This window comes from Mucilaginibacter sp. SJ, from assembly GCF_028993635.1.
Classification (GTDB): domain Bacteria; phylum Bacteroidota; class Bacteroidia; order Sphingobacteriales; family Sphingobacteriaceae; genus Mucilaginibacter.
Genome location: NZ_CP118631.1, coordinates 4,309,962 through 4,332,787 on the forward strand (window position 1 = coordinate 4,309,962; position 22,826 = coordinate 4,332,787).

Annotated in this window: 21 protein-coding genes; 12 read left to right on the plus strand and 9 right to left on the minus strand. The window is 44.2% G+C overall.

The genetic code is table 11. From position 1 onward, the window contains the following. Positions 1–7 precede the first annotated feature (7 nt). Positions 8–763, plus strand: a complete 756-nt coding sequence (locus tag MusilaSJ_RS17625) for a 2-phosphosulfolactate phosphatase (protein WP_274986198.1) — start codon at positions 8–10, stop codon at positions 761–763. 482 nt (positions 764–1,245) lie between these two features. Here MusilaSJ_RS17625 and gltX read toward each other — a convergent pair whose 3' ends face one another. Beyond that, positions 1,246–2,820 carry a glutamate--tRNA ligase gene (gltX, locus tag MusilaSJ_RS17630; RefSeq protein WP_274986199.1) on the minus strand — a complete coding sequence of 525 codons (1,575 nt, stop codon included), beginning with the start codon at positions 2,818–2,820 and terminating at the stop codon, positions 1,246–1,248. 175 nt (positions 2,821–2,995) lie between these two features. Between gltX and MusilaSJ_RS17635 the strand changes: the two genes are divergently transcribed. Together MusilaSJ_RS17635 and MusilaSJ_RS17640 are read left to right on the plus strand one after the other, a co-directional pair. Then, positions 2,996–4,213 (plus strand): sensor histidine kinase, encoded by a 1,218-nt coding sequence (locus MusilaSJ_RS17635; protein ID WP_274986200.1) that lies wholly within the window; start codon positions 2,996–2,998, stop codon positions 4,211–4,213. Beyond that, a complete protein-coding gene (locus MusilaSJ_RS17640) occupies positions 4,188–4,703 on the plus strand; it encodes a DinB family protein (protein WP_274986201.1) in 516 nt (171 codons plus the stop codon). Before MusilaSJ_RS17635 ends, MusilaSJ_RS17640 begins: the two co-directional genes overlap by 26 nt. A gap of 160 nt (positions 4,704–4,863) precedes the next feature. Here the strand turns inward: MusilaSJ_RS17640 and MusilaSJ_RS17645 are convergent, their stop codons facing one another. Beyond that, the gene (locus MusilaSJ_RS17645) at positions 4,864–5,238 is read right to left on the minus strand and encodes a DUF6249 domain-containing protein (protein ID WP_274986202.1); all 375 of its coding nucleotides are present in this window, start codon (positions 5,236–5,238) and stop codon (positions 4,864–4,866) included. A 206-nt stretch (positions 5,239–5,444) separates the two neighbouring features. On the opposite strand from MusilaSJ_RS17645, the gene MusilaSJ_RS17650 reads away from it, so the two are divergent. From MusilaSJ_RS17650 to MusilaSJ_RS17670, 5 genes are all read left to right on the plus strand, one after another. Then, the gene (locus MusilaSJ_RS17650; protein ID WP_274986203.1) at positions 5,445–6,245 is read left to right on the plus strand and encodes a hypothetical protein; all 801 of its coding nucleotides are present in this window, start codon (positions 5,445–5,447) and stop codon (positions 6,243–6,245) included. A gap of 107 nt (positions 6,246–6,352) precedes the next feature. Next, positions 6,353–7,012 carry a ligase-associated DNA damage response endonuclease PdeM gene (pdeM, locus tag MusilaSJ_RS17655; RefSeq protein ID WP_274986204.1) on the plus strand — a complete coding sequence of 220 codons (660 nt, stop codon included), beginning with the start codon at positions 6,353–6,355 and terminating at the stop codon, positions 7,010–7,012. Positions 7,013–7,193: 181 nt separating this feature from the next. Further along, positions 7,194–7,985, plus strand: coding sequence for a succinate dehydrogenase cytochrome b subunit (locus tag MusilaSJ_RS17660; protein WP_090530615.1), 792 nt, complete (start codon positions 7,194–7,196; stop codon positions 7,983–7,985). A 41-nt stretch (positions 7,986–8,026) separates the two neighbouring features. After that, complete coding sequence (locus tag MusilaSJ_RS17665) at positions 8,027–9,961, plus strand: fumarate reductase/succinate dehydrogenase flavoprotein subunit (protein ID WP_274986205.1); 1,935 nt, start codon at positions 8,027–8,029, stop codon at positions 9,959–9,961. Positions 9,962–10,080: 119 nt separating this feature from the next. After that, positions 10,081–10,866 carry a succinate dehydrogenase/fumarate reductase iron-sulfur subunit gene (locus tag MusilaSJ_RS17670; RefSeq protein WP_274986206.1) on the plus strand — a complete coding sequence of 262 codons (786 nt, stop codon included), beginning with the start codon at positions 10,081–10,083 and terminating at the stop codon, positions 10,864–10,866. A 183-nt stretch (positions 10,867–11,049) separates the two neighbouring features. Here MusilaSJ_RS17670 and MusilaSJ_RS17675 read toward each other — a convergent pair whose 3' ends face one another. The 6 genes from MusilaSJ_RS17675 to MusilaSJ_RS17700 all read right to left on the minus strand — a co-directional run bounded on the left by MusilaSJ_RS17675 (position 11,050) and on the right by MusilaSJ_RS17700 (position 16,024). After that, entirely contained in the window at positions 11,050–11,367 is a 318-nt protein-coding gene (locus MusilaSJ_RS17675; protein ID WP_274986207.1) for a 2Fe-2S iron-sulfur cluster-binding protein, read from the minus strand. Between the two features lie 2 nt (positions 11,368–11,369). Further along, entirely contained in the window at positions 11,370–12,380 is a 1,011-nt protein-coding gene (locus MusilaSJ_RS17680) for an NAD(P)/FAD-dependent oxidoreductase (RefSeq protein ID WP_274986208.1), read from the minus strand. A gap of 77 nt (positions 12,381–12,457) precedes the next feature. Further along, positions 12,458–13,357: a LysR substrate-binding domain-containing protein gene (locus MusilaSJ_RS17685; protein WP_218117180.1), complete on the minus strand. Its 900-nt coding sequence runs from the start codon at positions 13,355–13,357 to the stop codon at positions 12,458–12,460. A 1,036-nt stretch (positions 13,358–14,393) separates the two neighbouring features. After that, entirely contained in the window at positions 14,394–14,933 is a 540-nt protein-coding gene (locus tag MusilaSJ_RS17690; protein ID WP_274986209.1) for a DUF4199 domain-containing protein, read from the minus strand. A 110-nt stretch (positions 14,934–15,043) separates the two neighbouring features. After that, positions 15,044–15,511, minus strand: a complete 468-nt coding sequence (locus MusilaSJ_RS17695) for a response regulator transcription factor (RefSeq protein WP_274986210.1) — start codon at positions 15,509–15,511, stop codon at positions 15,044–15,046. Positions 15,512–15,655: 144 nt separating this feature from the next. Then, complete coding sequence (locus tag MusilaSJ_RS17700; protein WP_274986211.1) at positions 15,656–16,024, minus strand: hypothetical protein; 369 nt, start codon at positions 16,022–16,024, stop codon at positions 15,656–15,658. A gap of 164 nt (positions 16,025–16,188) precedes the next feature. Here MusilaSJ_RS17700 and MusilaSJ_RS17705 point away from each other — a divergent pair, with 164 nt between their 5' ends. Both MusilaSJ_RS17705 and MusilaSJ_RS17710 read left to right on the plus strand, forming a co-directional pair. Further along, positions 16,189–18,132 carry a DUF1800 domain-containing protein gene (locus MusilaSJ_RS17705; protein ID WP_274986212.1) on the plus strand — a complete coding sequence of 648 codons (1,944 nt, stop codon included), beginning with the start codon at positions 16,189–16,191 and terminating at the stop codon, positions 18,130–18,132. An 18-nt stretch (positions 18,133–18,150) separates the two neighbouring features. After that, the gene (locus tag MusilaSJ_RS17710; protein WP_274986213.1) at positions 18,151–19,422 is read left to right on the plus strand and encodes a DUF1501 domain-containing protein; all 1,272 of its coding nucleotides are present in this window, start codon (positions 18,151–18,153) and stop codon (positions 19,420–19,422) included. A 595-nt stretch (positions 19,423–20,017) separates the two neighbouring features. Here MusilaSJ_RS17710 and MusilaSJ_RS17715 read toward each other — a convergent pair. Further along, a complete protein-coding gene (locus MusilaSJ_RS17715; protein WP_274986214.1) occupies positions 20,018–20,623 on the minus strand; it encodes a YceI family protein in 606 nt (201 codons plus the stop codon). Between the two features lie 124 nt (positions 20,624–20,747). Between MusilaSJ_RS17715 and MusilaSJ_RS17720 the strand changes: the two genes are divergently transcribed. Next, positions 20,748–21,623, plus strand: coding sequence for a winged helix-turn-helix domain-containing protein (locus MusilaSJ_RS17720; protein WP_274986215.1), 876 nt, complete (start codon positions 20,748–20,750; stop codon positions 21,621–21,623). 316 nt (positions 21,624–21,939) lie between these two features. Beyond that, positions 21,940–22,761 carry an alpha/beta fold hydrolase gene (locus MusilaSJ_RS17725; protein WP_274986216.1) on the plus strand — a complete coding sequence of 274 codons (822 nt, stop codon included), beginning with the start codon at positions 21,940–21,942 and terminating at the stop codon, positions 22,759–22,761. The last annotated feature ends 65 nt before the right edge of the window (positions 22,762–22,826 follow it).

Sequence of the window (22,826 nt, forward strand, 5' to 3'; positions counted from 1 at the left end):
TTAAAAAATGTCTGAAAATACAACTATACAAACTCCCCCTTCAGGGGGCCGGGGGGCACACGTTTGCCTAACCCCTGCATTACTGCCGCTTTTTAATGTGGAAGACTACATTGTAGTGGTTATTGATATTTTCAGGGCAACATCATCTATTTGTTATGGTATTGAAAACGGTGCTGAGGCTATTATACCGGTATCACAAGTTGAGGAATGTGCCGCGTATAGAGAGAAAGGGCTGGATTACCTTCTTGCGGCCGAGCGCGACGGATCGGTAGTGGAAGGGTTTGATTTTGGCAACTCGCCATTTTCTTACACTAAAGAAAAAGTAGCCGGTAAAACAATAGTGTTAACCACTACTAACGGCACACATGCGCTGCATTTATCGCGCAGCGCAAGAAAAATTGTTATCGGTTCGTTCCTGAACCTTACTGCCTTAAGCAACTGGCTTGATAGGCAATACGAAAATGTGCTGCTGGTGTGCGCCGGCTGGAAAAACAATTTCAATTTGGAGGATACCCTGTTTGCCGGCGCCTTAATTGAGCAGTTAAAAGATAAAGGATTTGCACTGGACGATGCCGCGATAGCTGCCAATGATCTTTTCCAGGTTGGCAAAAACGATATCAACGGGTATCTCAAGAAAACATCTCACGGCGAACGCCTGAAAAAATTAGGCATCGAAAAAGATATCGAGTTTTGCTTACAGGTTGATTTGACAGCCGCCATTCCTGTTTTGGAAGGGGAGAAGCTGGTGAAGTTGGTGGTATAAAAGCGTCATCAGAGGTATACGACATCGAGCGGAGGGTTGTCAGTCTGAGCATGTCGAAGACTCGCGCGTAAAGGCCCTACCCACCATGCTTCGAGGACCTCAGCATGACGACCTTTTTATTACGTCATTGCACGAAGCAATCCCCGATTAGCAGGGCCACCCTGTACAGTTTGGGATTGCTTCGTTCTTTATAATGACGTTATCGTAAGTTATTGATTATTAAGTATGATTTTTGATGAATTTTATAACATGGGCGTTGCCTGCGGCCCGGGCTTTCCGTTGCAAGTCCTCGCCTTCCCGGCCCGCAACCCCTCTACGCGCTCCGGGCTTTACACTGCAATCCTAACGCGGCCCACACGCAACTCCGCTAAAATATATTCTTCATGTCATCACGTTTTTTTTTCAAGGCTTCCCTGATGGTTACTCGACATAAATTCTTAATGCTCCCGACCCGAAAGAGCCGGCGTAAGTAAGCTCCCCCTTTAGGGGGCGGGGGGGGCAAACTCCACAAGCGCCTTTTCTATCCTGCTGATCGTTTCTTCTTTACCAAGCAGGGCAACAATATCAAATACGTGCGGACCAAACTTACCACCTACCAGCATAATTCGGAATGGCAGCATCACATCACCCACTTTCAGGCCTTTTTCTTCGGCAAGGGCTTTGAACTTAGCTTCAAGGCCATGTGCTTCAATAGCTGCTTCGTTAGTTAGCAAAGCAATGAACGCGTGATAAAACGCTGTTTTGGCATCAGTCCATTTAGGTTTTACCGCGTTAAGGTCATACTCCTTAGGTTGCTCAAAAAAGAAACCTGCCTGCTGGTAAAAATCAGGAAGTAATACAACGCGATCTTTGATTAAAGTGATAACCTTAGTCAGGTATTCATTAGCGCTAACAGTAACACCACTATCAGCAAATACTTTTATAACATCTGACTTCAGACTTTCGACTTCAGACTTCTTAATCCACTCGGCATTGAACCATTTGGCTTTTTCAAAATCAAACTTGGCGCCCGATTTATTGACACGTTCTATCGAGAATTTTTCGATCAGCTCGTCAAGCGTAAAAATCTCCTGCTCGGTACCGTCGTTCCAGCCCAAAGTTGCCAGCAGGTTCAGGAAAGCTTCCGGTAAAAAACCTAATTCACGGAAACCAGGCGTCAACTCGCCTGTTTTTGCATCAAACCAGTTCATGGCATACACCGGGAAACCCAGTCGGGCGCCGTCGCGTTTGCTCAGCTTGCCATGGCCATCCGGTTTCAAAATCAGCGGCAGGTGTGCCCATTGGGGCATCTCAGCCTTCCAGCCCAGGTATTCCCAAAGCAGCAAATGTACCGGGGCCGAAGGCAGCCACTCTTCGCCGCGAAAAGCATGCGTGATCTTCATCAGGTAATCATCAACCACAACGGCCAGATGGTAAGTAGGCATGCCATCGGCTTTTAATAACACTTTATCATCAACCAGGCCGGTTTCAAAGCTCACATATCCGCGAATCATATCATTGAAACTTACGTTTTCACCCTCCGGCATTTTAATGCGGATCACATGCGGCGTACCTGCATCAAGCAAAGCATCAACCTCGTGCTGAGGCAATGAAAGCGAGTTTCTTAAGGTATGGCGATAGGCCAGGCCGTACTGAAAATTGGGGATCTCCTTCCGGTTTTTGTCCAGCTCTTCGGCGGTATCAAAGGCATAATAAGCATGCCCTTCCATAACCAGGCGTTCGGCATATTCGCGGTAAAGTGGTTTACGCTCGCTTTGGCGATATGGCGCGTAAGGGCCGCCGGCAACCGGGCTTTCGTCGGCCTGAAGACCGCACCATTTAAGGCAGTCTAAAATATATTCTTCGGCACCTTCCACGTAGCGGGTTTGGTCGGTATCTTCAATTCGTAAAACAAAATCGCCTCCATGCTTTTTGGCGAATAAATAGTTGAACAACACGGTGCGTACGCCACCAAGGTGTAAACCACCTGTAGGACTCGGCGCAAAACGGACTCTTACTTTTTTATCGGTCATGATGGTGGCAAAGATAAGAGGGAAAGTCCATAGTCCATAGTCCATAGTCGATAGTTCATAGTATTATTTAAGGGTGGCTATGGTTATTAGTCGATGGTCGATAGTCCATGGTGATACTTGAAACATACCATGGACTATCGACTATGGGCTATGGACAATCTCTCCCCAACAAAAATTATATTTTACAAAGCAATTTTACGTTATTTGGGCTGTGCCCAGCATGAATCCATATCAACAGAAAAAACGTTGGAAATATTTACTCCTTGCCTTTGCAGTAGTAATTGCCAGCGGTTCATTATTTTACACCAGTTACCTGGTACGTAACATTTCAAAATCTGAGCGTACCCGCGCGCAGGTTTGGGCAATGAGTATGAGGCAGTTACTAAACTCAGACGATGACGACTTTTTTAACTATGTATATGCCGTACGTGACAGTTTAACGGTGCCTGCAATTATTACCGATGAAAAGGGCGATATCATTTTGCAGCGCGGACTGGATACCACCAAAACATTCATTAAGCTTGAAGCTGAAAATAATAAAAAGAAGAAATACGACCCCACCTATTTTAAGGAAGAACTGCAATACATGAAAGGCCAGCATGCGCCCATAAAGTTTAAAGTTTTGGACGAGGATAATTATGTTTACTATAAAGATTCGGCGCTGCTTACACAGCTGCGTTTATTCCCTTATGTGCAGCTCACGGTAATTGCTATATTTTTATTGATGGCGTATACAGCCTTCAGTTCATCACGTAAATCAGAGCAGGACCAGGTTTGGGTTGGTTTGGCCAAAGAAACTGCTCATCAGTTGGGTACGCCTATATCATCGCTTATTGCATGGATTGAGCTGATGAAGGAGAAATTTAATGCCGAAGACGATGTGTTGGTGGCCGAAATGGAGAATGACGTAAAGCGCCTTGAAATTGTGGCCGATCGTTTTTCAAAGATTGGCTCCAAACCGGTATTGGACGAGCACGGAGTTTATGCCGTGGTGAAAGATTTTGTTGATTACTTCAAGGTACGTGTTAGCAAAAACATCAGTTTTGAAATGACAGGTAATCCTCACCTTAGGGCCGGGCTTAATATCCCCCTGTTTGACTGGGTATTGGAAAATTTGCTGAAGAATGCCGTTAATGCCATTGAGGGTAAGGGAAGCATTAAGGTTGAGATTAGCGGCAATAAAGTTAAAAACCAGATTTTTATTGATGTCACAGATACCGGCAAAGGCATCTCCCGTTCTAAATTTGATACCGTTTTCCAACCCGGGTATACCACCCGTAAACGCGGCTGGGGATTGGGCTTGTCGCTCACCAAACGTATAATAGAGAATTACCATAATGGGCAGATCTTTGTGAAAGATTCGGAAATAGGTAAAGGAACAACCTTCAGGATAGTATTAAAAAACACGCGCAATGATAACAAAACCAAAACCAGGTGATTATTCGCCATTTGCAGCGGGATATGTGGGCCTTGTTGGCGACAATGATGTAATTAACATGCTTGAACAGCAAATGGACAGCAGTTACCAGCTATTCAGTAATTTAACCGACGAGCAGGGACTGTATACCTATGCACCCGGTAAATGGACGGTTAAGCAGGCATTGGGCCATATGATAGATACCGAACGTACCTTTGCCTATCGTGCCCTCGTGTTTTCGCGCAATCATATCGAATTACCGGGTTTTGATCAGGATATTTATGTTAACAATACCGATTTCAACCGTCAGAATATAAAAGACCTTGCCGAAGAGTTCCGTGCATTGCGCCAGGCAAACCTCTATATGATTAAAGCATTCAGCGATGAGCAGTTAAATCGTAACGGCATTGCCAGCAACCATTTGTTTACTGTTGCAGCATTTGTATTTATGCTGGCCGGGCATGAGCGCCATCACTTAATTTTATTTAAAGAGCGGTACGGGATAGGGTAGATATCACATTATATAGCACGTAGTAGCAAGTGGCAAGATCCTTCTTTTCAGGGAGAAAGACGGCAAGACGGTTAAAGATAAAGGCTTACGAAGTTTAAAGAACTTCGTAAGCCTGAGTTCCGCGATTTGCGGGGGTAGAAGAAAAACCGTAGCTATTTTCTTATTTTTCTTTGTACAATTCTTCTTTATCCAGCACTTCTCTTTTTTCGATTCGGTATGATAAAAACAAGCCGGCCCCTCCAAAAATAGCGATCAATGAAACGTATAAAAAGAAAACATCATCATCAAAACTATTGAATATGCCACGGTTTAAAACATAGGCTAAAAATAAACCTATACCTGAGCCAATGAGCAGCAAGCCCCATTTTAAATTTTGGTAAGGAGCCGACTGTGGTTTATAACTCCTCGGATCCATGTTTCGTTCTATCATTGCTAATTTCTCCCGTTTGTTTAAGTAAACGATGCCGAAGATCATCGCGAATAAGCTGAGGGGGATTATTATTCCGGCTAATACGCCTAATTGTCCAGGTCCCATAATATTTGTTTTTTTAATTAAGTAATACTGTTTTTTCTCTCTGTAAATACGCCATTGTGGTGTATTTGTAAACTATGACCACACGTTTTTTAAACAGGTTACACCCAATTTTTAATTTTTATTCATTAATTTTTATTTCGCTTTATCATTGCATATTTTAATTACTTTTATATCAGGAATAAAAACAAAACCCGAACGTTATCACAATGAAAAAAACACTCTTTTTCTCGCTTTTAGCGATACTAATCTCATTTAAAACATTTAGTCAGAATACATTTCCCGCAACCGGAAACGTCGGTATTGGAACTACATCACCTGTACGGCCTTTACATATAGCAGGTAACGGCATACGTATAAGTTCCAATTCCACCTCCACTTCTTATACCGATATTCTTGATGTAACCAATCAATTCGTACTTAATAAAGCTTCGTTAAGCGGTAATACCATGGTAGACATTAATCCCGTTCCATCTGATACTATTAGTAATGCTTATATCCGTTTCTTCCGGGGAAGCAAAACTACGGGTGGGGTATATCTTCAACTATGCTCGGGAAATGGCACCTATACAATTAATACAAACCTTTCGGGCAATGGTGCCAACAGCTATATCAATGCTTTAGCCGGGAATTTAGGTATAGGAACCACCTCTCCACATAATAAACTTGATGTAAATGGCACTATACATTCCAAATCAGTTTTAGTTGACCTTAACGGTTGGCCCGACTTTGTCTTCGAAAAAGAATACAAAATTCAGTCGTTGAGCTCCCTGGAAAAATACATTGAACAAAACCATCATTTGCCGGGGATACAGTCTGCTAAAGAAATTACGGAGAAAGGATTAGATTTGGGAGAAACCAACAAAATACTTACCCAAAAAATAGAAGAGTTAACGCTTTATTTAATAGAGAGCGAAAAAAGGCAAAAAAACCTTGAAGCTACTGTGAAACAATTACAGAAACGTGTAAATACATTGAAGGTGATCAAAAAGAACGGATCACGTAAATAACATCCTGACTGCTGACCAACAGGGGCATAATATTTTCTGCCCCTGTTGGTCACTTCAATTTGCCTTCGCCAAATTTAAAGTATCCGCAATTTATTAACTTTGCCTTAATGATAAGTGCGGCTACTCCTTTTAACCTGCTGGGGCAGGATCTTTTATTACTACCACAAAAAGCTGTTTACTGGTATCAGCAAAAGACCCTGATAATTGCCGATGTGCATTTGGGCAAGGTTGGACATTTCCGCAAGGCGGGCATAGCAATACCACGGGATATGGAGCAAAGCGACCTGGCCGTACTCTCCGATCTGATCTATGAGTATAAACCGGAAAAGTTAATTTTTTTGGGCGATCTGTTCCATAGCGATATGAATAACGATTGGGATTGGTTTATCCTTTGGCGCAGCCAGTTCCCCGCGTTGCAGATCATGCTGGTCCGCGGCAATCATGATATCATTGCAGATAAGCATTATCATAACCTGAATATCGAGCTGCACGACGAATTGTTGATCGGCCCTTTCCTCATGATGCACCATCCGCTTGCCAATAACCAGGAAGAAAAAGCGGGTTACGTTTTTTGCGGGCATATCCACCCCGGGGTAAATTTAAGCGGCCGGGCACGTCAAAGCATTACATTGCCGTGCTTTGCCTTTGGCAATAAACAGGGCATTTTACCATCCTTCGGAAAATTTACCGGGCGGGTAGCTATCCGGAGCCTTCAAAACGACAGGATCTTTGCCGTTTTGAAAGATAAAGTTGTGGCTATAGCCTGATTTTCATCTCCAAAATGCACTAAATTCATCAATTTCCCTGTCATCGTATTGTATTTGGATGTTGAATACCAGGACATTATTTTAGATTGATTCTAAATAGCTTTTTGGTCTCCAATAAGCCAAAACCTCTTCTATGTTTTGTTATTTAATAAATACTTTTGCCTAATAAATCCAATTCATAATGAGCGAATTCAAACAAACCTTAAACTCGTCGCTGGGCAAAAAGCTGATCATGGCTTTAACAGGCTTGTTTCTGTGTACCTTTTTAATTGTGCACGTAGGCGGCAACCTGTTGTTGTTTAACAACGATAACGGTTTCAGTTTTAACGTGTATGCCAACTTCCTTACGCATTTTCCGCCTATTGAAGTTATAGCATACCTGTTGTACCTTTCCATTTTAGTGCATGCACTATACGGTTTGATCCTGACTGTCAAGAACCGTAAAGCCCGCCCTGTACGCTATGCGGTAGCGGCAAAATCTGATGCCTCATGGTCATCAAAAAACATGGGCCTGCTTGGTTCAGTCCTGTTCCTGTTCATCGTTATCCACATGGGCGATTTCTGGTTCCGTTACCACAACGACAAAACCATGGGCTTTAAAGAGTACCGTACCGATCTGGCAACCGGCGAAACAAAGGTTAGCGATTACACACCGGCCAATGCCGAATTCAGCCACTCGGTATCAACCGAAAACAATGTGGAAGTTGTAAGGGTAAAAGACCTGCACGCGCGTGTTGCTTACAGTTTCAGCAACATTATCTACGTTATATTTTACGTAATAGCCATGGGCGCTGTAGCATTTCACTTGTTACATGGTTTCCAGAGCGCGTTCCGTACGCTGGGCTGGGTACACCGTAAATATACACCGGTAGTTTACTTTATTGGTACATGGCTGTTTGCAGTTATCATTCCGCTGCTTTTTGCCGCCATGCCGGTTTATTATTACTATTTATCAACCCAGGGAGCTCACTAAGTTAGCTGGCCCAAAGCCACAAACATAAATACAAAGAAGAGATGACATTAGATGCTAAAATTCCTCAAGGCCCATTAGCCGAAAAATGGAGCAAGCATAAATTTGATCTGAAGCTGGTTAACCCCGCCAACAAGCGTAAATACGATATCATCATTGTAGGTACCGGTTTGGCAGGCGCTTCGGCAGCTGCCACTTTAGGCGAGCTGGGTTACAACGTTAAGGCATTTTGTTTCCAGGACAGCCCCCGCCGTGCACACTCTATTGCTGCACAGGGTGGTATCAATGCCGCTAAAAACTATCAGAATGACGGTGACAGCGTTTTCCGTTTATTTTACGATACCATTAAAGGTGGTGACTACCGCGCCCGCGAAGCCAACGTTCACCGTTTGGCCGAGGTTTCGGTAAACATCATTGACCAGTGCGTTGCACAAGGTGTACCTTTCGCCCGCGAATACGGCGGCTTGTTAGACAACCGTTCATTCGGTGGTTCGCAGGTATCGCGTACATTTTACGCGAGGGGCCAGACAGGACAACAGCTTTTATTAGGTGCCTACTCTGCCCTTAACCGCCAGATCCATGCCGGTAAAGTGAAAATGTACACCCGTCACGAAATGCTTGACGTGGTAACTATCGATGGCCATGCCAAAGGTATTGTTACCCGTAACATGCTCACCGGCGCTATCGATACCCATGCAGGTCATGCGGTGTTATTGTGTACAGGTGGTTACAGCAACGTATTCTACCTGTCAACAAACGCAATCGGCTCAAATGTAACGGCAGCCTGGAGGGCACACAAACGAGGTGCTTTCTTTGGTAACCCTTGTTATACTCAAATTCACCCAACCTGTATCCCGGTAACCGGTGATCACCAGTCTAAGTTAACACTGATGTCTGAGTCGCTGCGTAACGATGGTAGGGTATGGGCTCCAAAAACTGTTGAAATTGCCGAGCAACTGCGCAAAGGCACATTGAAGGCGGACCAGGTTAAAGAAGATGACCGTGATTACTTCCTGGAGCGTAAATATCCCGCTTTCGGTAACCTTGTTCCCCGCGACGTGGCATCACGTAACGCCAAAGAAATGGTTGAAGAGGGCAGAGGCGTAGGTGGTTCCGGTTTTGCAGTATTCCTTGACTTTGCCGATGCTATCAAACGTTTAGGCGAAGAAACCGTTAAAGCTAAATACGGTAACCTGTTTGATATGTACATCCAGATCACGGATGAAAACCCATACAAACAACCAATGCGTATTTACCCTGCGGTACACTATACCATGGGTGGCCTTTGGGTTGATTATAACCTGAGCACTACCATTCCTGGTTTATATGCTTTGGGCGAGTGTAACTTCTCAGACCACGGTGCTAACCGCCTTGGTGCATCTGCACTGATGCAGGGTTTATCAGATGGTTACTTCGTGATCCCTTATACCCTTGGCGATTACCTGGCTAAAATTGGCCCTAAAAAGGTTGATACCAGCCACCCGGCGTTTGAAAAAACCAAACAGGACGTCATTGCTCACGTAAACAAATTATTGTCGTTAAAAGGAACTAAAACCACTAACGAATACCACCGCGAACTTGGCCACATTATGTGGGAGTATTGCGGCATGGCCCGTACAGATGAAGGTTTGAGAAAAGCCAAAGGTTTGATCCAGGCATTGAAAGCCGATTTCTGGAAAAACGCGATAGTAACCGGCGAAAATGAGGAAGTAAACGCTTCGTTAGAAAGAGCTGGTCGTGTAGCCGACTTTATTGAGCTTGGCGAGCTGATGATCGACGACGCTTTAATGCGTAAAGAATCATGCGGTGGCCACTTCAGGGTTGAATCACAAACACCAGATGGTGAAGCGCTTCGCGATGACGAAAACTTCGCGTTTGTAGCTGCCTGGGAGTTTAAAGGTGAAAATCAGCCTGAAGAATTGCATAAGGAACAGCTGACATTTGAAGCAGTTCATTTATCACAACGTAATTACGCATAGTTAGTGAATGGTTGATTAGGTGAGTAGTTGATTAGGTTTCCTATCCAACAAAAACCACTCTCTTAATCAACCATTCTCCCAATCAACAAAAACAACGATAACTCAAATCTAAAACAAAGATGAGTAACGGAAATATGAACCTGACGCTTAAAGTATGGCGTCAAAAAAATGCTCAAACCCCGGGTAAATTCGTAAGCTATAAAGCTGAGAATATTTCTCCCGACATGTCGTTCCTTGAAATGCTCGACGTGGTTAACGAAAGCCTGATCCACAAAGGCGATGAGCCAATCAACTTTGACCACGACTGCCGCGAAGGTATTTGCGGGATGTGTTCATTATATATCAACGGTCACCCGCACGGCCCAAAACGCGGTATCACTACCTGCCAGCTGCACATGCGTACCTTCCACGATGGTGAAACCATCACTATCGAACCATGGCGCGCTCAAGCATTCCCAATTGTTAAAGATTTAGCGGTTGACCGCTCTGCTTTCGACAGGATCCAGCAAGCCGGTGGCTATGTTTCGGTAAATACCGGCGGTGTACCTGATGGTAACGCTATCCCAATCCCTAAGGTTATTGCTGATGAAGCTTTTAACTCGGCTACCTGTATTGGTTGCGGAGCCTGCGTTGCTGCCTGTAAAAATGCCTCGGCTATGTTGTTCGTATCGGCTAAGATCACTCAGTTGGGCTTGTTACCTCAAGGTCAGCCGGAGCGTTACCGTCGTGTGCAATCAATGGTTGCCCAGATGGACGAAGAAGGTTTTGGCAGCTGTACCAACACCGGTGCCTGCGAAGCCGAGTGCCCTAAGGAAATTAAATTGACTAACATTGCCCGCATGAACAACGACTATTTTAGCGCGAAACTGTTCAGGGAAGAAGAAGTACATGAGCAAGGTCATTAATTGATCTTTCTGTTAGGATATAGTAAACGGCCCGGCTTGTCCGGGCCGTTTTATGTTTTACTCAGAAGTTTTTAAAACGGGTTAAAATAAAGTAGGACAATAAAAACGCTCTTGGGTTTTTGGGGAACAAGCACGCAGATTTGTTTGATCCGGCTCAAGACTTAGAACTCGGGACTTTTCGGCTTATTCTTCTCCCACCAGCTTAAATACCATCCCATCCATGTCTTCAGAGATCCTGATCTGGCAAGCCAGTCTGCTTGCAGGTGGAGCATAGGGCAGCGTATCCAATACGTCGAGCTCGGTATCCGTAGCAGTAAAATATTCCTCGGGACCTTCTATCACCTGTACGTGACAGGTGGCACAAAGCGCCATACCACCGCAGGTGGCCAGTATATCGTACTCAGATGCCTTCAGTACTTCCATCAGGCTCAGGTTTATGCCTTCCGGAATTTCAACGGGCCTGCTGCCTCCGTCGCGGTCAATTATGGTTAAATTTATCATAGCTAAAAAGCGCTTACACCGTAAACGGTGGTGTATTTAAAACTCAGTTTTTGCTCGGGGTAAACATATTTGAAAGCACTTTGGGCCATTAAGGCACTTTCATGAAAACCGCATAAGATCAGCTTAAGCTTACCGGGATAAATATTGATATCGCCAATGGCATAAATGCGTTCAATATTGGTGCTGTAATCAACTGTATTTACCGCGATGGCCGATCTGTCGATATTCAACCCCCAGTCGGCAATAGGGCCAAGTTTGGGGCTAAGGCCAAATAACGGAATGAGGTGATCAGCTTCAATATGGCTTACCTGTTGGTCCCGGTCAAGGAGGGTAATCTCCTGCAAACTATCATTGCCGGTTAAAGCAACTACATTTGATTTAAGGATCAGGTCGATCTTGCCTTCCCTGGCCAGTTCAAATACCTTTTCGGCACTATCAGGTGCTCCGCGAAAAGTATCGCCCCGGTGAACAAGGGTAACCCGTTCGGCTACATTGCTCAGGAAAATAGCCCAGTCCAGGGCAGAATCGCCGCCACCTGCAAGCACTACTTTTTTATCACGGAAATGTTCGGGATTTTTCACCATATAGGCTACACCTTTTCCCTCAAAATCTGTAAGTCGGTCAATTTCCGGTTTGCGGGGTTCAAAACAGCCAAGGCCGCCGGCAATTACTACCACCTGACAATGAACGGTTGTGCCGTCGTTGGTTATGATATTATAAGATCCGTCATCATTGCGTTGCAGGTTTTCTACCCGCTCGCCCAAACTAAAGGTGGGGTGAAACGGGGCTATCTGCAGCATCAAATTATCCACCAGTTGCTGTGCGGTAACATCAGGATAGCCGGGAATATCATAAATAGGTTTATGCGGATAGATTTCAGAAAGCTGGCCGCCAACCTGTGGCAGCACATCAATAAGGTGGCAGCGCATTTTTAGCAGCCCGGCTTCAAAAACAGCAAATAAACCAACAGGTCCCGCGCCTATAATGCAGATATCGGTAGTAATTTTTTCCATGTATGATCGCCTTTGATTCAGCAATCAAATTTGCCGCTAAACTAACTGGCGATCAAATGATATAAAGTAATACAGGATTACTTTAAGTTATAATTGGCAAGGCAAAAACGTTTGAAAAGCTCAATCAATTTACTGTGTTTGCCATGCAATTGAATGAACTGAAAAGTGCGGAAGATCTCTAATCCTTTAACATCAATAATGGTTAGCTCGTTGTATTTTAACTCGCTTACTACCGATTGGATGGAGAGAAATGTTGCTGTTTCTGAGTATAAAAGGTATTGTTTTATGGCGATACTGCTCTCCAGTTGAATCTCGATGTTCAGGTCTTTAGGGTTGATTTGCACGGCGGCCAGGGCATTGAAGATAACATCCAGCGTACCGGATCCGGCTTCCCTTAAAACCAGCGGGATGGCGGGCAATTGTTTGGGGGTGATCTCGGTCTTTTTGGATAACTTATTGTTAGCACTGGTCACCAATACAATTTCATCTTTAATAAAATCGGTATAGGATAATTGCGGCGAATGGGCAGCTCCTTCTACAATGGCAATATCTATTTTTTCGGCTAATACCAGCTGCGAGATCTGATCGGTATTGGCCTGGATAAAGTTGAAAGTAACCTTGGGATATGTTTTTTTGAACATGGCCAGCAACTTGGGCAAAATAGTTTGCGCCACGGTGGTGCTGGCCCCTATGTGCAGTGTACCGGCTTCCAGGTTGTTAAGCTGTGCCAGTTCAGTTTCCAGGTCGGTATAGGTTTGGAAAATCTTTTCGGCATATTTTTCAAGGATCTTGCCGGCGGTGGTAAGGGAAATATTATTGCCGTTTCGTTTAAACAGCTGTACACTGAGTTGTTGCTCCAGTTCCTTGATATGTTTGGTGACCGCCGGCTGGGTAATAAACAGTTCGGATGCAGCTTTGGTAAAGCTTAACCGCTGTGCTACCGTATAAAAAACCTTCAGCCTGAAATCAAATATCATTGAGCCAATTTAGGAATAAATAGTTTATCCGGCATGTCATTGTTGTGAGTAAGTATCAGGGCAACCTGAAAAAAATAGTTATGACATAAGGAATTTATTTTAAGGATGTTGTGCGAGGGCAGCGTTAGGGATTGCAGTGAAAAGCCCATAGCGCGTGTTGGGATTGTGGGAAGGAAAAGCGAGGACTTGTAACGGAAAGCCCGGGCCGCAGGCAACGCCCAAGCCTATAAAACAGATCAAAAAATACACTTAATAATCAATAACTTACAAATCAGGTCATTACGCAACATGGCAATCGCATACTATACAGGGCGGCTATGCCTCCGTGCGATTGCCAGGCTGCTTAATGACATAATTAAAAAATGGGGTCATGCTGAGCCTGTCGAAGCATAGCGGGGTGGGGCTCTGCGCGCGTCCTTCGACAGGCTACCCATGACAACTTCAAACGGGTGTCATACTGAGCTCGTCGAAGTATGGCGGGTAGGCCTCTCCGCACGAGTCTTCGACAGGCTCAGACTGACAGGCCCTCTTTTGTCATTTCCCCTTCAGAGGCCGCTGGATTTAAACACTCAGGATGACAACTTAAAACGGGTGTCATACTGAGCAATGTCATTAAGTTAAGAGAATGTCATTAAGTTAAGAGATTGACAAGCTGCACCAGAGGTGCAAAAGGTTTGTAGAAACCATTTTGAATAGATTTTTGGTGTGCCAGCGGTACACAACTCCGGTGTTCCGTACCTCTGGCACGGTTGTTATTGGTATAATATTTTGCTACAAACCTGTTCCCCCTCTGGGGGATTTTCCTTAACTTAATGACATTGCATGCTGAGCCCGTCGAAGTATGGCGGGCGGGCCTCTCCTCACGAGTCTTCGACGGGCTCAGACTGACAATCCCGCCTTTGTCATTTCACCTTCAGAGGCCCCGGATTTAAACACTCAGGATGACAAGCCCTCCACACCTATTGTCATTTCACCTTCAGAGGCCTCCGGATTTTACCTACTCGCGGACGAAATAAAGTTACACCGATGTGCTTATTTAATTTGTAGCCAATTGCGGGCTGGCATTCTTACGTTTCAGGATCAAAGCTGCTATCAGCGCAATCACCAGGCCAACGGGCAATATCTCCATATAAGTAAGCACGATTACGCCGAGGGGGCTTTTGTACATATTAACATAACCGGCCATGCTTGCTTCCTGTTGCTTAAGTTCGGCAGCCGTAGCACCATGGGCTTTGGCTTCCCTTAAAACATGGGCGACGTATTTGGTCATAAAATCGGGGTAAAAGTTATAGAACTCTATTAACCACACAATCACATAAACTGTTGAGGTGATCAACACAATGTAAAGGCCGATCATAAAAGCTTTGCCGAAACTAATTATGCCTTCGTTGTATTTGTCACGGTAATTTTTGATGGCTACAAATATCAGCGAAAACGCCAGCAACATGGAGCCATAGCCCACCCACATGTTGCCCTGAAAGTTGGGGTTGTTATAGCAAAGGGCTCCCGAAATTCCCCCGGTAGCGGCGATGATGAGGCCGGAGATTGATCCAAAAACAAATACATTCTTTTTCATATCGTTTATATTTTGATAGAACAAATTTGGCTTGTCAGAAACTTTTCCGGCTCATACTTTAGGGTGATTTTTAAAAATATGCTGCCATTAGTACTAAAGTATGAAGCGGGTTAAGGAATAATGCTGAGCCGCTTCCCCATTTCTACGGCCTGAGTGCGGCGTTTAACTTCCATTTTTTCAAACACCTTTGCCGAATGTGTTTTGATGGTATTCAACGATACAAATAAGCGCTCTGAAATTTCCTGGTTACTTAACCCTTCGGCCATTAATTGCAAAACATCAAGCTCGCGTTTGCTGAGGCCAAGCTTTTCCACTTCTGTCTGGTTAATGATAAATTCAGGTCCGTTATTTACATAAACCTGTTTTTCTACAACAACTGTTTTGGGTTTGGTAAGTTTAAGCGCCAGCCAAATTCCTAATACGGTAAAAAATATTGCCATTGCACCCATGTAAATTTCATAGGCATTATCAACAATGATCAGTTTAAGTTCAAGCCATTTCAGCAAAAACAACAGCAGAGCGAGTGCTACCGCGTATAGTATGGTATGTTTGTTTTTTGCCAATAAATTTGAAGCCATGTTATGATCACCGATTTATCTTAAAATTAGGATTATTTAAGATAAAGCAGAAAAGCACACAAAACAAAAAAGCGGAAAAACATCCCGCTTTTAAATTTATGATCTGTCAAGGTAATCCCTTAATCCTGAAAGCCCTGGTTTCGTTTATTCATCAGCTTTAGCGGCGTCTTTCCTGGCTTTTTTATCAGCTTTTAATTTTGCATAGGCTTTTTGTTGTTCGGGGGTGAAAATCTTGTTTAAGCCGGTGGCCGTGCGTTGTTTGATCTTTTGATCGGCCAGGTGGCTGGTTTTTTTATCCTGTTTCAATTTTTTCAGGCTATCGATACTTGTTGCCTGGGCAAGCAGGATAACGTTCACTTTTTTTGCCTGATCGGCAGTAAGTTTTAAGTTTTTTTGCAGGTGCTCGGTTTTATTGGCCGCTTTTTGAGCAGGTGTTTTTTCAATCTTTTTTTGTGCGTAGGCTGCGAAGTTTAGTCCGCAGGCAAGGGCCAGCAGCATCAGTAGTTTTTTCATATTTTTTTATTTTTTGCAGATAATTAATTTATTGACAATATAGATGAGTTTTAGTTTAAATGGATATACATATAAGTTTCTTTGACAATTAAATTAAACCAAAGGGCTTTTTTATGGTCATACTGGTGCAAAAGTTAAATTTTTAATTTAATAACCCGGATACTATGAAAAAGGCTGTTAAGTACTGGTGTGGCTTTGTTGTGTTGTTGTGTTTGTTTACCGTATTTACTGCCTTTTTGCCGGGCTATCCTATTGCAAATTTAAAATTTCCTTATAAACAGGCGGGTTTAACACCCGAACAGGCCGCGGCTCATTTACTGAGCCGTTTTACTTATGGGGCAACCCCGGGCGAAGTAGAAGAAGTATCCAAAATCGGCCCTGAAAAGTGGTTTGCCCAACAGCTGGACACCCAACTCCCGGATGATTCCCTTAATCAACGCTTAAATAAATACGATGCCTTAAAACTGAGCAATACAGAAGTTGTTGCCCAATACCCCAAAGGCGCGCAGGTTTTGCGAATGGCTGTAAGGGATGGTATAGTTAACAAAGATTCGGTAAAAACAGATCGCAAAGCTTATCGCGATCAGCTACAAAACTACATGCAGCAAAATGGACTAAAGCCCGAGCAGGAGCTGTTACGCCAATTCATCAACCAAAAAATATTAAGAGCTGCTTACAGCAATAATCAATTACAGGAAGTAATGACCAGCTTCTGGTTCAATCATTTCAATGTATCTATAGTGAAAAATGACTGTTCGCAATATATCCCCGCTTATGAGCGCGATGTGATCCGTCCGAACGCGTTAGGGAAGTTTAGTGATCTGTTATTGGCCACTGCCAAATCGCCGGCCATGCTATATTACCTGGATAATTTTAGCAGTTCGGGGAATAAGGACAATATGGAGCAAGGTAACAGGCCGATCCGCCGCCGGCTGATGCAGCAAATGCAGGGTGCGGATACAGGTCGTTTTGCCAATATGCCCAAACTAAACAAAGCAAAAAAAGCACAGGGGCTTAATGAAAATTACGCCCGCGAGGTGATGGAACTGCATACCCTTGGCGTTGACGGCGGCTATACCCAGCAGGATGTTACCCAGGCGGCTAAAGTGCTTACCGGCTGGTCGGTTTATCCGATGGGTACTTACGGACAAGCAGGCCAAAAACTCATGAACCGTATTGGGGATGAAAAACTGCAAAGCCGCGGTTTTGTACATGAGGGCGATTTTCTGTTTAACCCTAACAAACATGATAATGGCGAAAAGACGGTATTAGGCCATCATTTTGCAGCCGGAGGCGGGTACGAGGAGGGCGTGCAACTGCTTAATATGCTGGCACATCAACAAGCTACGGCAAGGTTTATAGCAAAGAAAATAGCTGTGCGCTTTGTGAGCGATAACCCGCCGCAAAGCCTTATTGATAAAATGGCCCGCACCTTTATGAATAAAGATGGTGATATTAAACAGGTATTGATCACCATGGTTAATGCGCCTGAATTTTGGAGCGCCGCAGCCGTAAGGGAAAAAACAAAATCACCCTTTGAGCTGGCCATCGGCTCGGTGCGTTCATTGCATGCCGATATTACCCAGCCTTACCAATTATTTAACTGGATCAATAAAATGGGCGAAAAAATGTACTATTACCAGGCCCCTACCGGCTTCCCCGATAAAGGCCAATACTGGATCAATACCGGCGCGCTGCTTAACCGTATGAACTTCGGTTTGGCGCTGGCATCGGGCCGGATCCCGGGTGTAAAGGTTGATCTTGCAGCACTCAATAATCATCACGAGCCCGAAAGCGCCCAGGCCGCACTTGTCACCTATAGTAAAATCATTATGCCGGGCCGTAAGCTTGATGAAACTATTAAACGGCTTACACCTATGCTTAACGATCCCAAACTTATGGAAAAGGTTGGCGAAGCCAGTGCCAAAACTCCTGCAGCAACCGCGGTGCCGGTGGCTGCCAGTGATGAGATGATGGATCAGCAGGCGGGTTTAAAAGGCAAACGAAAGAATAATTTTATAGCGATGCAAAGCACCTCCGGCAATAATTCTATGCTGGCGCAGGTGGTTGGCGTTATCATTGGTTCACCCGAATATCAAAGGCGTTAATTGCAGGAGGATTTAAAAATGGTATCAAGAAGAGGCTTTTTAAAATCGGGCGGACTGGCCCTTTTAGGTGTAGGGTTACTGGGCGGTATACCCGGTTTTTTAGCTGAGGCAGCCGCGAGCGAAAAAATCTTATCGCCCTATAAAAAGAAAAAAGCGTTGGTATGTATCTTTCAGCGGGGGGCTATGGATGGCCTGATGGCTGTTACCCCCTTTACCGACGATTATTTGAAAGCTGCCCGGCCAAACCTCTTCATGTCGGCTGCCAAAAGTGGTACAGGGAATCCGCTGATAGACCTGGACGGGCGTTTTGGTTTGCACCCTGCCATGAAGGCCTTTGAACCCATGTTTCGCGAAAAACGTTTGGGCATTGTTCACGGCATCGGTTCGCCCAATAATACCCGTTCGCATTTTGATGCGCAGGATTATATGGAATCGGGTACTCCATTTAATAAAGGCACCTCAAGCGGCTGGCTTAACCGGGCTGTGGGTTTGCTTGGGCATGATGCGCTTACACCATTTACGGCCGTGAGTATGACATCGGCCATGCCACGTTCTTTTTATGGCGACAACCCCTCGGTAGCCATCAGCAATTTGCAGGATTTTGCCATTCAAATGCGGGGCAATCCTGCCGGAGCCAATATCGCGGCCAAAAGTTTTGAAGACCTGTATGATCAAACCGCATCGGGCTTACTGAAACAAACCGGAAAGGAAAGTTTTGAGGCTATGAAAATGCTGCAGAAAACCGATGTTAAAAATTATACACCTGCCAATGGCGCTGTTTACCCCAGCTCGGCATTGGGCAATTCGCTGAAACAAATAGCCCAGCTCATTAAAATGGATGTGGGGCTGGAAGTTGCCTTTGCCGAATCAAACGGTTGGGATACCCACTTTAACCAGGGAACCGAAAACGGCATCTTCGCCCGTAATGTTGCCGACCTAAGCAACAGCATAATGGCCCTGTGGACCGACCTGGGCACCTGCCAGGACGATGTTACCATAATGACCATGACCGAGTTTGGCCGTACCGTACGTCAAAACGGGACTGGTGGTACCGATCATGGCCGTGCCTCATGTAACTTTGTTTTAGGTAATGATGTAAGCGGCGGGTTAGTGTATGGCGATGTAAAGCCGCTCGCCGTTGAAAACCTTGAAGATGGCCGCGACCTTGCGGTAACTACCGACTTTAGAAGTGTGTTCAGCTCAGTAGCTGATAAGCATCTTGCGATAAATAATGATCATATACTGTTTCCCGATTGGAAAGGGGATAGGGTGAATGTAATGAAGGGATAAAAGCATACAGCCGCGGTTTTGGCGATAGCGTAACCCGCGATTGGTATCCCCGAAGTTCCCAACGTCAGCTCTTTAACTTGCCCAAGTTGGGCGATAACGTAAATCGGTCTAAAACCGGGCAAAGCATTTTGCCTGCGAAAGCAACAACTTTTAGCCATAAAAAATGGTGGCGCTGTTTTGTCAGTATTTTTTTTCCAAAACCTTTCAGGTTTATTTTTGCTCAAAAAACATCAAAAAACCGGTAGCATAAAAGCCTTCGAAAAAGCACTGTTGAAACATTAACTGTATATTCTTTAAAGTTTTAATCATTGATTGTCAGCTATTTGACTATGTTTCACTAAAAGTGTTAAAGCATTGATTATCAGTGATAATAGTGTTTTAATGCGTTTCGTGTTTCACTCTTAAAATTTGGAACATGATGTTGTTTCTGAAAAAAGGGCCTGGGTGTTTTTCCAATTTTTTATGGGGAATTAAAATTTTGGGACACCACATTTGTTACAATTAATTGGCATGGAGACAAGATGCTGTGCTAAGCGGTAATATTACAACAAGGCCTGAAATAGGATTCTGCAACTGTACCTGCCTGCAACGTGCGTTAATCAGCCGTAAATGTAAGATTCAATGAAACGGCTATCTCATCGGTAACAACTGTGTTTTTTACGGCCGAAAAGAAATCCCATGCTTCCTGTTTGGGCTGCATATCGATTTTCCATTTAAGGCGGTCGATAGTTGTATTTGCCTTAGCGCTGATGATATCGTTCTTTTTAATGACAGTTGCCATAAATTCGATGGGGTTGCTGATCCCTTTTATGGTAAGGTTGCCGGTCACTTTAAAATTGGTTGATTGGCCAACGCGTGTAATTTCTTTAACAACCATGGTTGCTTCCGGGTATCGGTCTGTTGCAAAAAAGCCTTCTTTTTTCAACTCTTCATCTACCTTTTTATTCCCGGCCGCATCGGCATGATCAGTACTGCGCATGGTGTTCATATTCAGGCTAAAGGCACCGTTTTTAGGTTCGCCGGCAGCCGTATACTCCAGGCTGCCCGATTTAAAAAGCAGATAGCCGTAATGGCCACCCATGGTTTTGCGTGTATCCCATAAAACTTTACTTTTTTTAATATCTAAATGGTAGGTTTGCTGTGCAGCGGCCGGGAGCAGGGCCATGGATAGCAACAGGATAATTGCGTATTTTTTTAACATAGCATAATTGATTTATTTGGCAAACCTACTCAGCTTCAGCGCGTTTGTTATTGCTGATATTGTAAATAAAATTGTAAACTTTGTAAATTAAATCTCCAGGAATATGGCCGGTTCCAAACTACCAATGAATAAGACAACCAAACGCTTGCTGGGGCTTGGTTCCCTGCTGCTCATGACCCTTTTATGTGTGGCTTTCAGCTTTACCGGTAAGGATGACTTTGATATGGCCCGGCAGGAAATTCTGCTCCGGAAAATTGGACATGAGGTGCTATTATATTCGGGTGATAGTACGTCGAGGGTGATGCCGGTACAAAAGATTTCCGAAAATGAGTACCAGTTACGATTTGAGAATGAATTTTCTTTTCAGCCCGATTCGCTTGTGAAAGCAATTAGCAGTGCGCTGGCAAAGGACAACCTGGCTAACGACTATATCGTGAATGTTCTAAATTGTGAAGGGAACAGTGTGATATTTGGCTATGCTATCTTCAAAAATAAAAAAGACAACATAATGCCCTGCTCGGGGCGGAAACAGCCTAAAAGCTGTTACGTGATCAACCTCAAATTTAAAAGCCGGGGATTGAATATACCGCAAAAAGACTATTTGATTGGCGGGATACCCTTATTGGCATTTATCGGGCTTGTAATTTCAATGTCGGGTAAAGGCCGGAAAAATACAGTTATAAACAGCCCCGCCCCGGAGCATGGTTTTAAAATGGGTAATATTATATTTAACCCGGCCAGGCGGCAGCTGCAAAGTGCCGGAATGATAACCGAACTTACTTTAAAGGAAAGTAAACTGCTGCTCATCTTTGCCCGGTCGCCAAATGTGATTATTGAAAGGAGCAGGCTTCAAAAAGAGATTTGGGAAGACGAGGGAGTAATTGTTGGCCGGAGCCTTGACATGTTCATATCAAAACTGCGCAAAAAACTGGAGCATGATCCGGCTATTAAACTGGTGAATATACACGGCAAGGGATATAAGCTGGAAATTAACGGGTAAATACAAGCTTCGCTGCATCTCTGCACAGATAATCCAACTGTCTAATACTATAACGTGGTTTTTATAAATGATTTTTAGCGACGATAAACGTTGTCAAGTTTTTCGTCAAAAAAATAGCCGATTTATCGCATCCAGGTAAATTTCGATACGATTTTGAAAGGCTCTTCCTTAATTCACTATTTTTGGATGCCGGCCAGCTTTACCTACGGATAAATAAACATCCAAAGAAAAGCCTAAAGGTGTTACATTGATAATCATTTGCTAAAAACGCCCTGCATCTTCAGCGCTTTATTAATCACCATAATTGAAAAACAAAATGAGTAAAATTACAGTAAAAGACGGAACCGAAATTTATTACAAGGACTGGGGAACCGGGCAACCGTTAGTTTTCCATCACGGCTGGCCTCTATCTGCCGATGACTGGGATGCCCAGATGTTCTTTTTTCTTGAACAAGGTTATAGGGTGATAGCCCATGACCGCCGCGGCCATGGACGTTCAAGCCAAACCGCCACAGGTAATGAAATGGATACCTATGCAGCTGACGTTGCCGAGCTTGTTGAGGCGCTTGACCTGAAGGGTGCAATCCACATCGGTCACTCTACGGGTGGTGGAGAGGTTATCCACTATGCTGCAAAATATGGAAAAGGACGTATCGCCAAAGCTGTGCTGATCAGCGCGGTTCCTCCGGTTATGGTTCAAAGCGAGAGCAATCCGGATGGTGTTCCGATTGCAGTATTTGACGGGATCCGCGAAAGCACGGCAACACAAAGGAACCAATTTTACCAGGATCTGACTATTCCGTTTTACGGCTACAATCGTGAAGGCGCTAAAGTTTCACAAGGCATCAGGGACAACTGGTGGCGCCAGGGTATGATGGGCGGTATAAAAGCACATTACGATTGTGTTAAAGCTTTTTCGGAAACAGATTTTACAGAGGACCTTAAAAGTGTAGATATTCCCGTACTTGTTTTACACGGGGAAGATGACCAGATAGTTCCGTTTGCAAACTCGGCGCTAAAATCTATAAAGCACCTGAAAAATGGTAAATTGATCTCTTATCCGGGTTTCCCGCATGGTATGCCTACTACCGAGGCTGCAACCATCAACAAAGATCTTTTAGCTTTTATTAAAGAATAATATAGATAGTTATTTTATCAAATAACTATTACTAACTCGACTGCCCGGAAAAGGCAGTCGAGTTT

What these genes read in the sequence shown, in the direction of transcription:
- MusilaSJ_RS17625 (WP_274986198.1), top strand. Translation starts at nt 8, where the DNA reads ATGTCTGAAAATACAACTATACAAACTCCCCCTTCAGGGGGCCGGGGG.
- gltX (WP_274986199.1), bottom strand. Translation starts at nt 2,820, where the DNA reads ATGGACTATGGACTATGGACTTTCCCTCTTATCTTTGCCACCATCATG.
- MusilaSJ_RS17635 (WP_274986200.1), top strand. Translation starts at nt 2,996, where the DNA reads ATGAATCCATATCAACAGAAAAAACGTTGGAAATATTTACTCCTTGCC.
- MusilaSJ_RS17640 (WP_274986201.1), top strand. Translation starts at nt 4,188, where the DNA reads ATGATAACAAAACCAAAACCAGGTGATTATTCGCCATTTGCAGCGGGA.
- MusilaSJ_RS17645 (WP_274986202.1), bottom strand. Translation starts at nt 5,238, where the DNA reads ATGGGACCTGGACAATTAGGCGTATTAGCCGGAATAATAATCCCCCTC.
- MusilaSJ_RS17650 (WP_274986203.1), top strand. Translation starts at nt 5,445, where the DNA reads ATGAAAAAAACACTCTTTTTCTCGCTTTTAGCGATACTAATCTCATTT.
- pdeM (WP_274986204.1), top strand. Translation starts at nt 6,353, where the DNA reads ATGATAAGTGCGGCTACTCCTTTTAACCTGCTGGGGCAGGATCTTTTA.
- MusilaSJ_RS17660 (WP_090530615.1), top strand. Translation starts at nt 7,194, where the DNA reads ATGAGCGAATTCAAACAAACCTTAAACTCGTCGCTGGGCAAAAAGCTG.
- MusilaSJ_RS17665 (WP_274986205.1), top strand. Translation starts at nt 8,027, where the DNA reads ATGACATTAGATGCTAAAATTCCTCAAGGCCCATTAGCCGAAAAATGG.
- MusilaSJ_RS17670 (WP_274986206.1), top strand. Translation starts at nt 10,081, where the DNA reads ATGAGTAACGGAAATATGAACCTGACGCTTAAAGTATGGCGTCAAAAA.
- MusilaSJ_RS17675 (WP_274986207.1), bottom strand. Translation starts at nt 11,367, where the DNA reads ATGATAAATTTAACCATAATTGACCGCGACGGAGGCAGCAGGCCCGTT.
- MusilaSJ_RS17680 (WP_274986208.1), bottom strand. Translation starts at nt 12,380, where the DNA reads ATGGAAAAAATTACTACCGATATCTGCATTATAGGCGCGGGACCTGTT.
- MusilaSJ_RS17685 (WP_218117180.1), bottom strand. Translation starts at nt 13,357, where the DNA reads ATGATATTTGATTTCAGGCTGAAGGTTTTTTATACGGTAGCACAGCGG.
- MusilaSJ_RS17690 (WP_274986209.1), bottom strand. Translation starts at nt 14,933, where the DNA reads ATGAAAAAGAATGTATTTGTTTTTGGATCAATCTCCGGCCTCATCATC.
- MusilaSJ_RS17695 (WP_274986210.1), bottom strand. Translation starts at nt 15,511, where the DNA reads ATGGCTTCAAATTTATTGGCAAAAAACAAACATACCATACTATACGCG.
- MusilaSJ_RS17700 (WP_274986211.1), bottom strand. Translation starts at nt 16,024, where the DNA reads ATGAAAAAACTACTGATGCTGCTGGCCCTTGCCTGCGGACTAAACTTC.
- MusilaSJ_RS17705 (WP_274986212.1), top strand. Translation starts at nt 16,189, where the DNA reads ATGAAAAAGGCTGTTAAGTACTGGTGTGGCTTTGTTGTGTTGTTGTGT.
- MusilaSJ_RS17710 (WP_274986213.1), top strand. Translation starts at nt 18,151, where the DNA reads ATGGTATCAAGAAGAGGCTTTTTAAAATCGGGCGGACTGGCCCTTTTA.
- MusilaSJ_RS17715 (WP_274986214.1), bottom strand. Translation starts at nt 20,623, where the DNA reads ATGTTAAAAAAATACGCAATTATCCTGTTGCTATCCATGGCCCTGCTC.
- MusilaSJ_RS17720 (WP_274986215.1), top strand. Translation starts at nt 20,748, where the DNA reads ATGAATAAGACAACCAAACGCTTGCTGGGGCTTGGTTCCCTGCTGCTC.
- MusilaSJ_RS17725 (WP_274986216.1), top strand. Translation starts at nt 21,940, where the DNA reads ATGAGTAAAATTACAGTAAAAGACGGAACCGAAATTTATTACAAGGAC.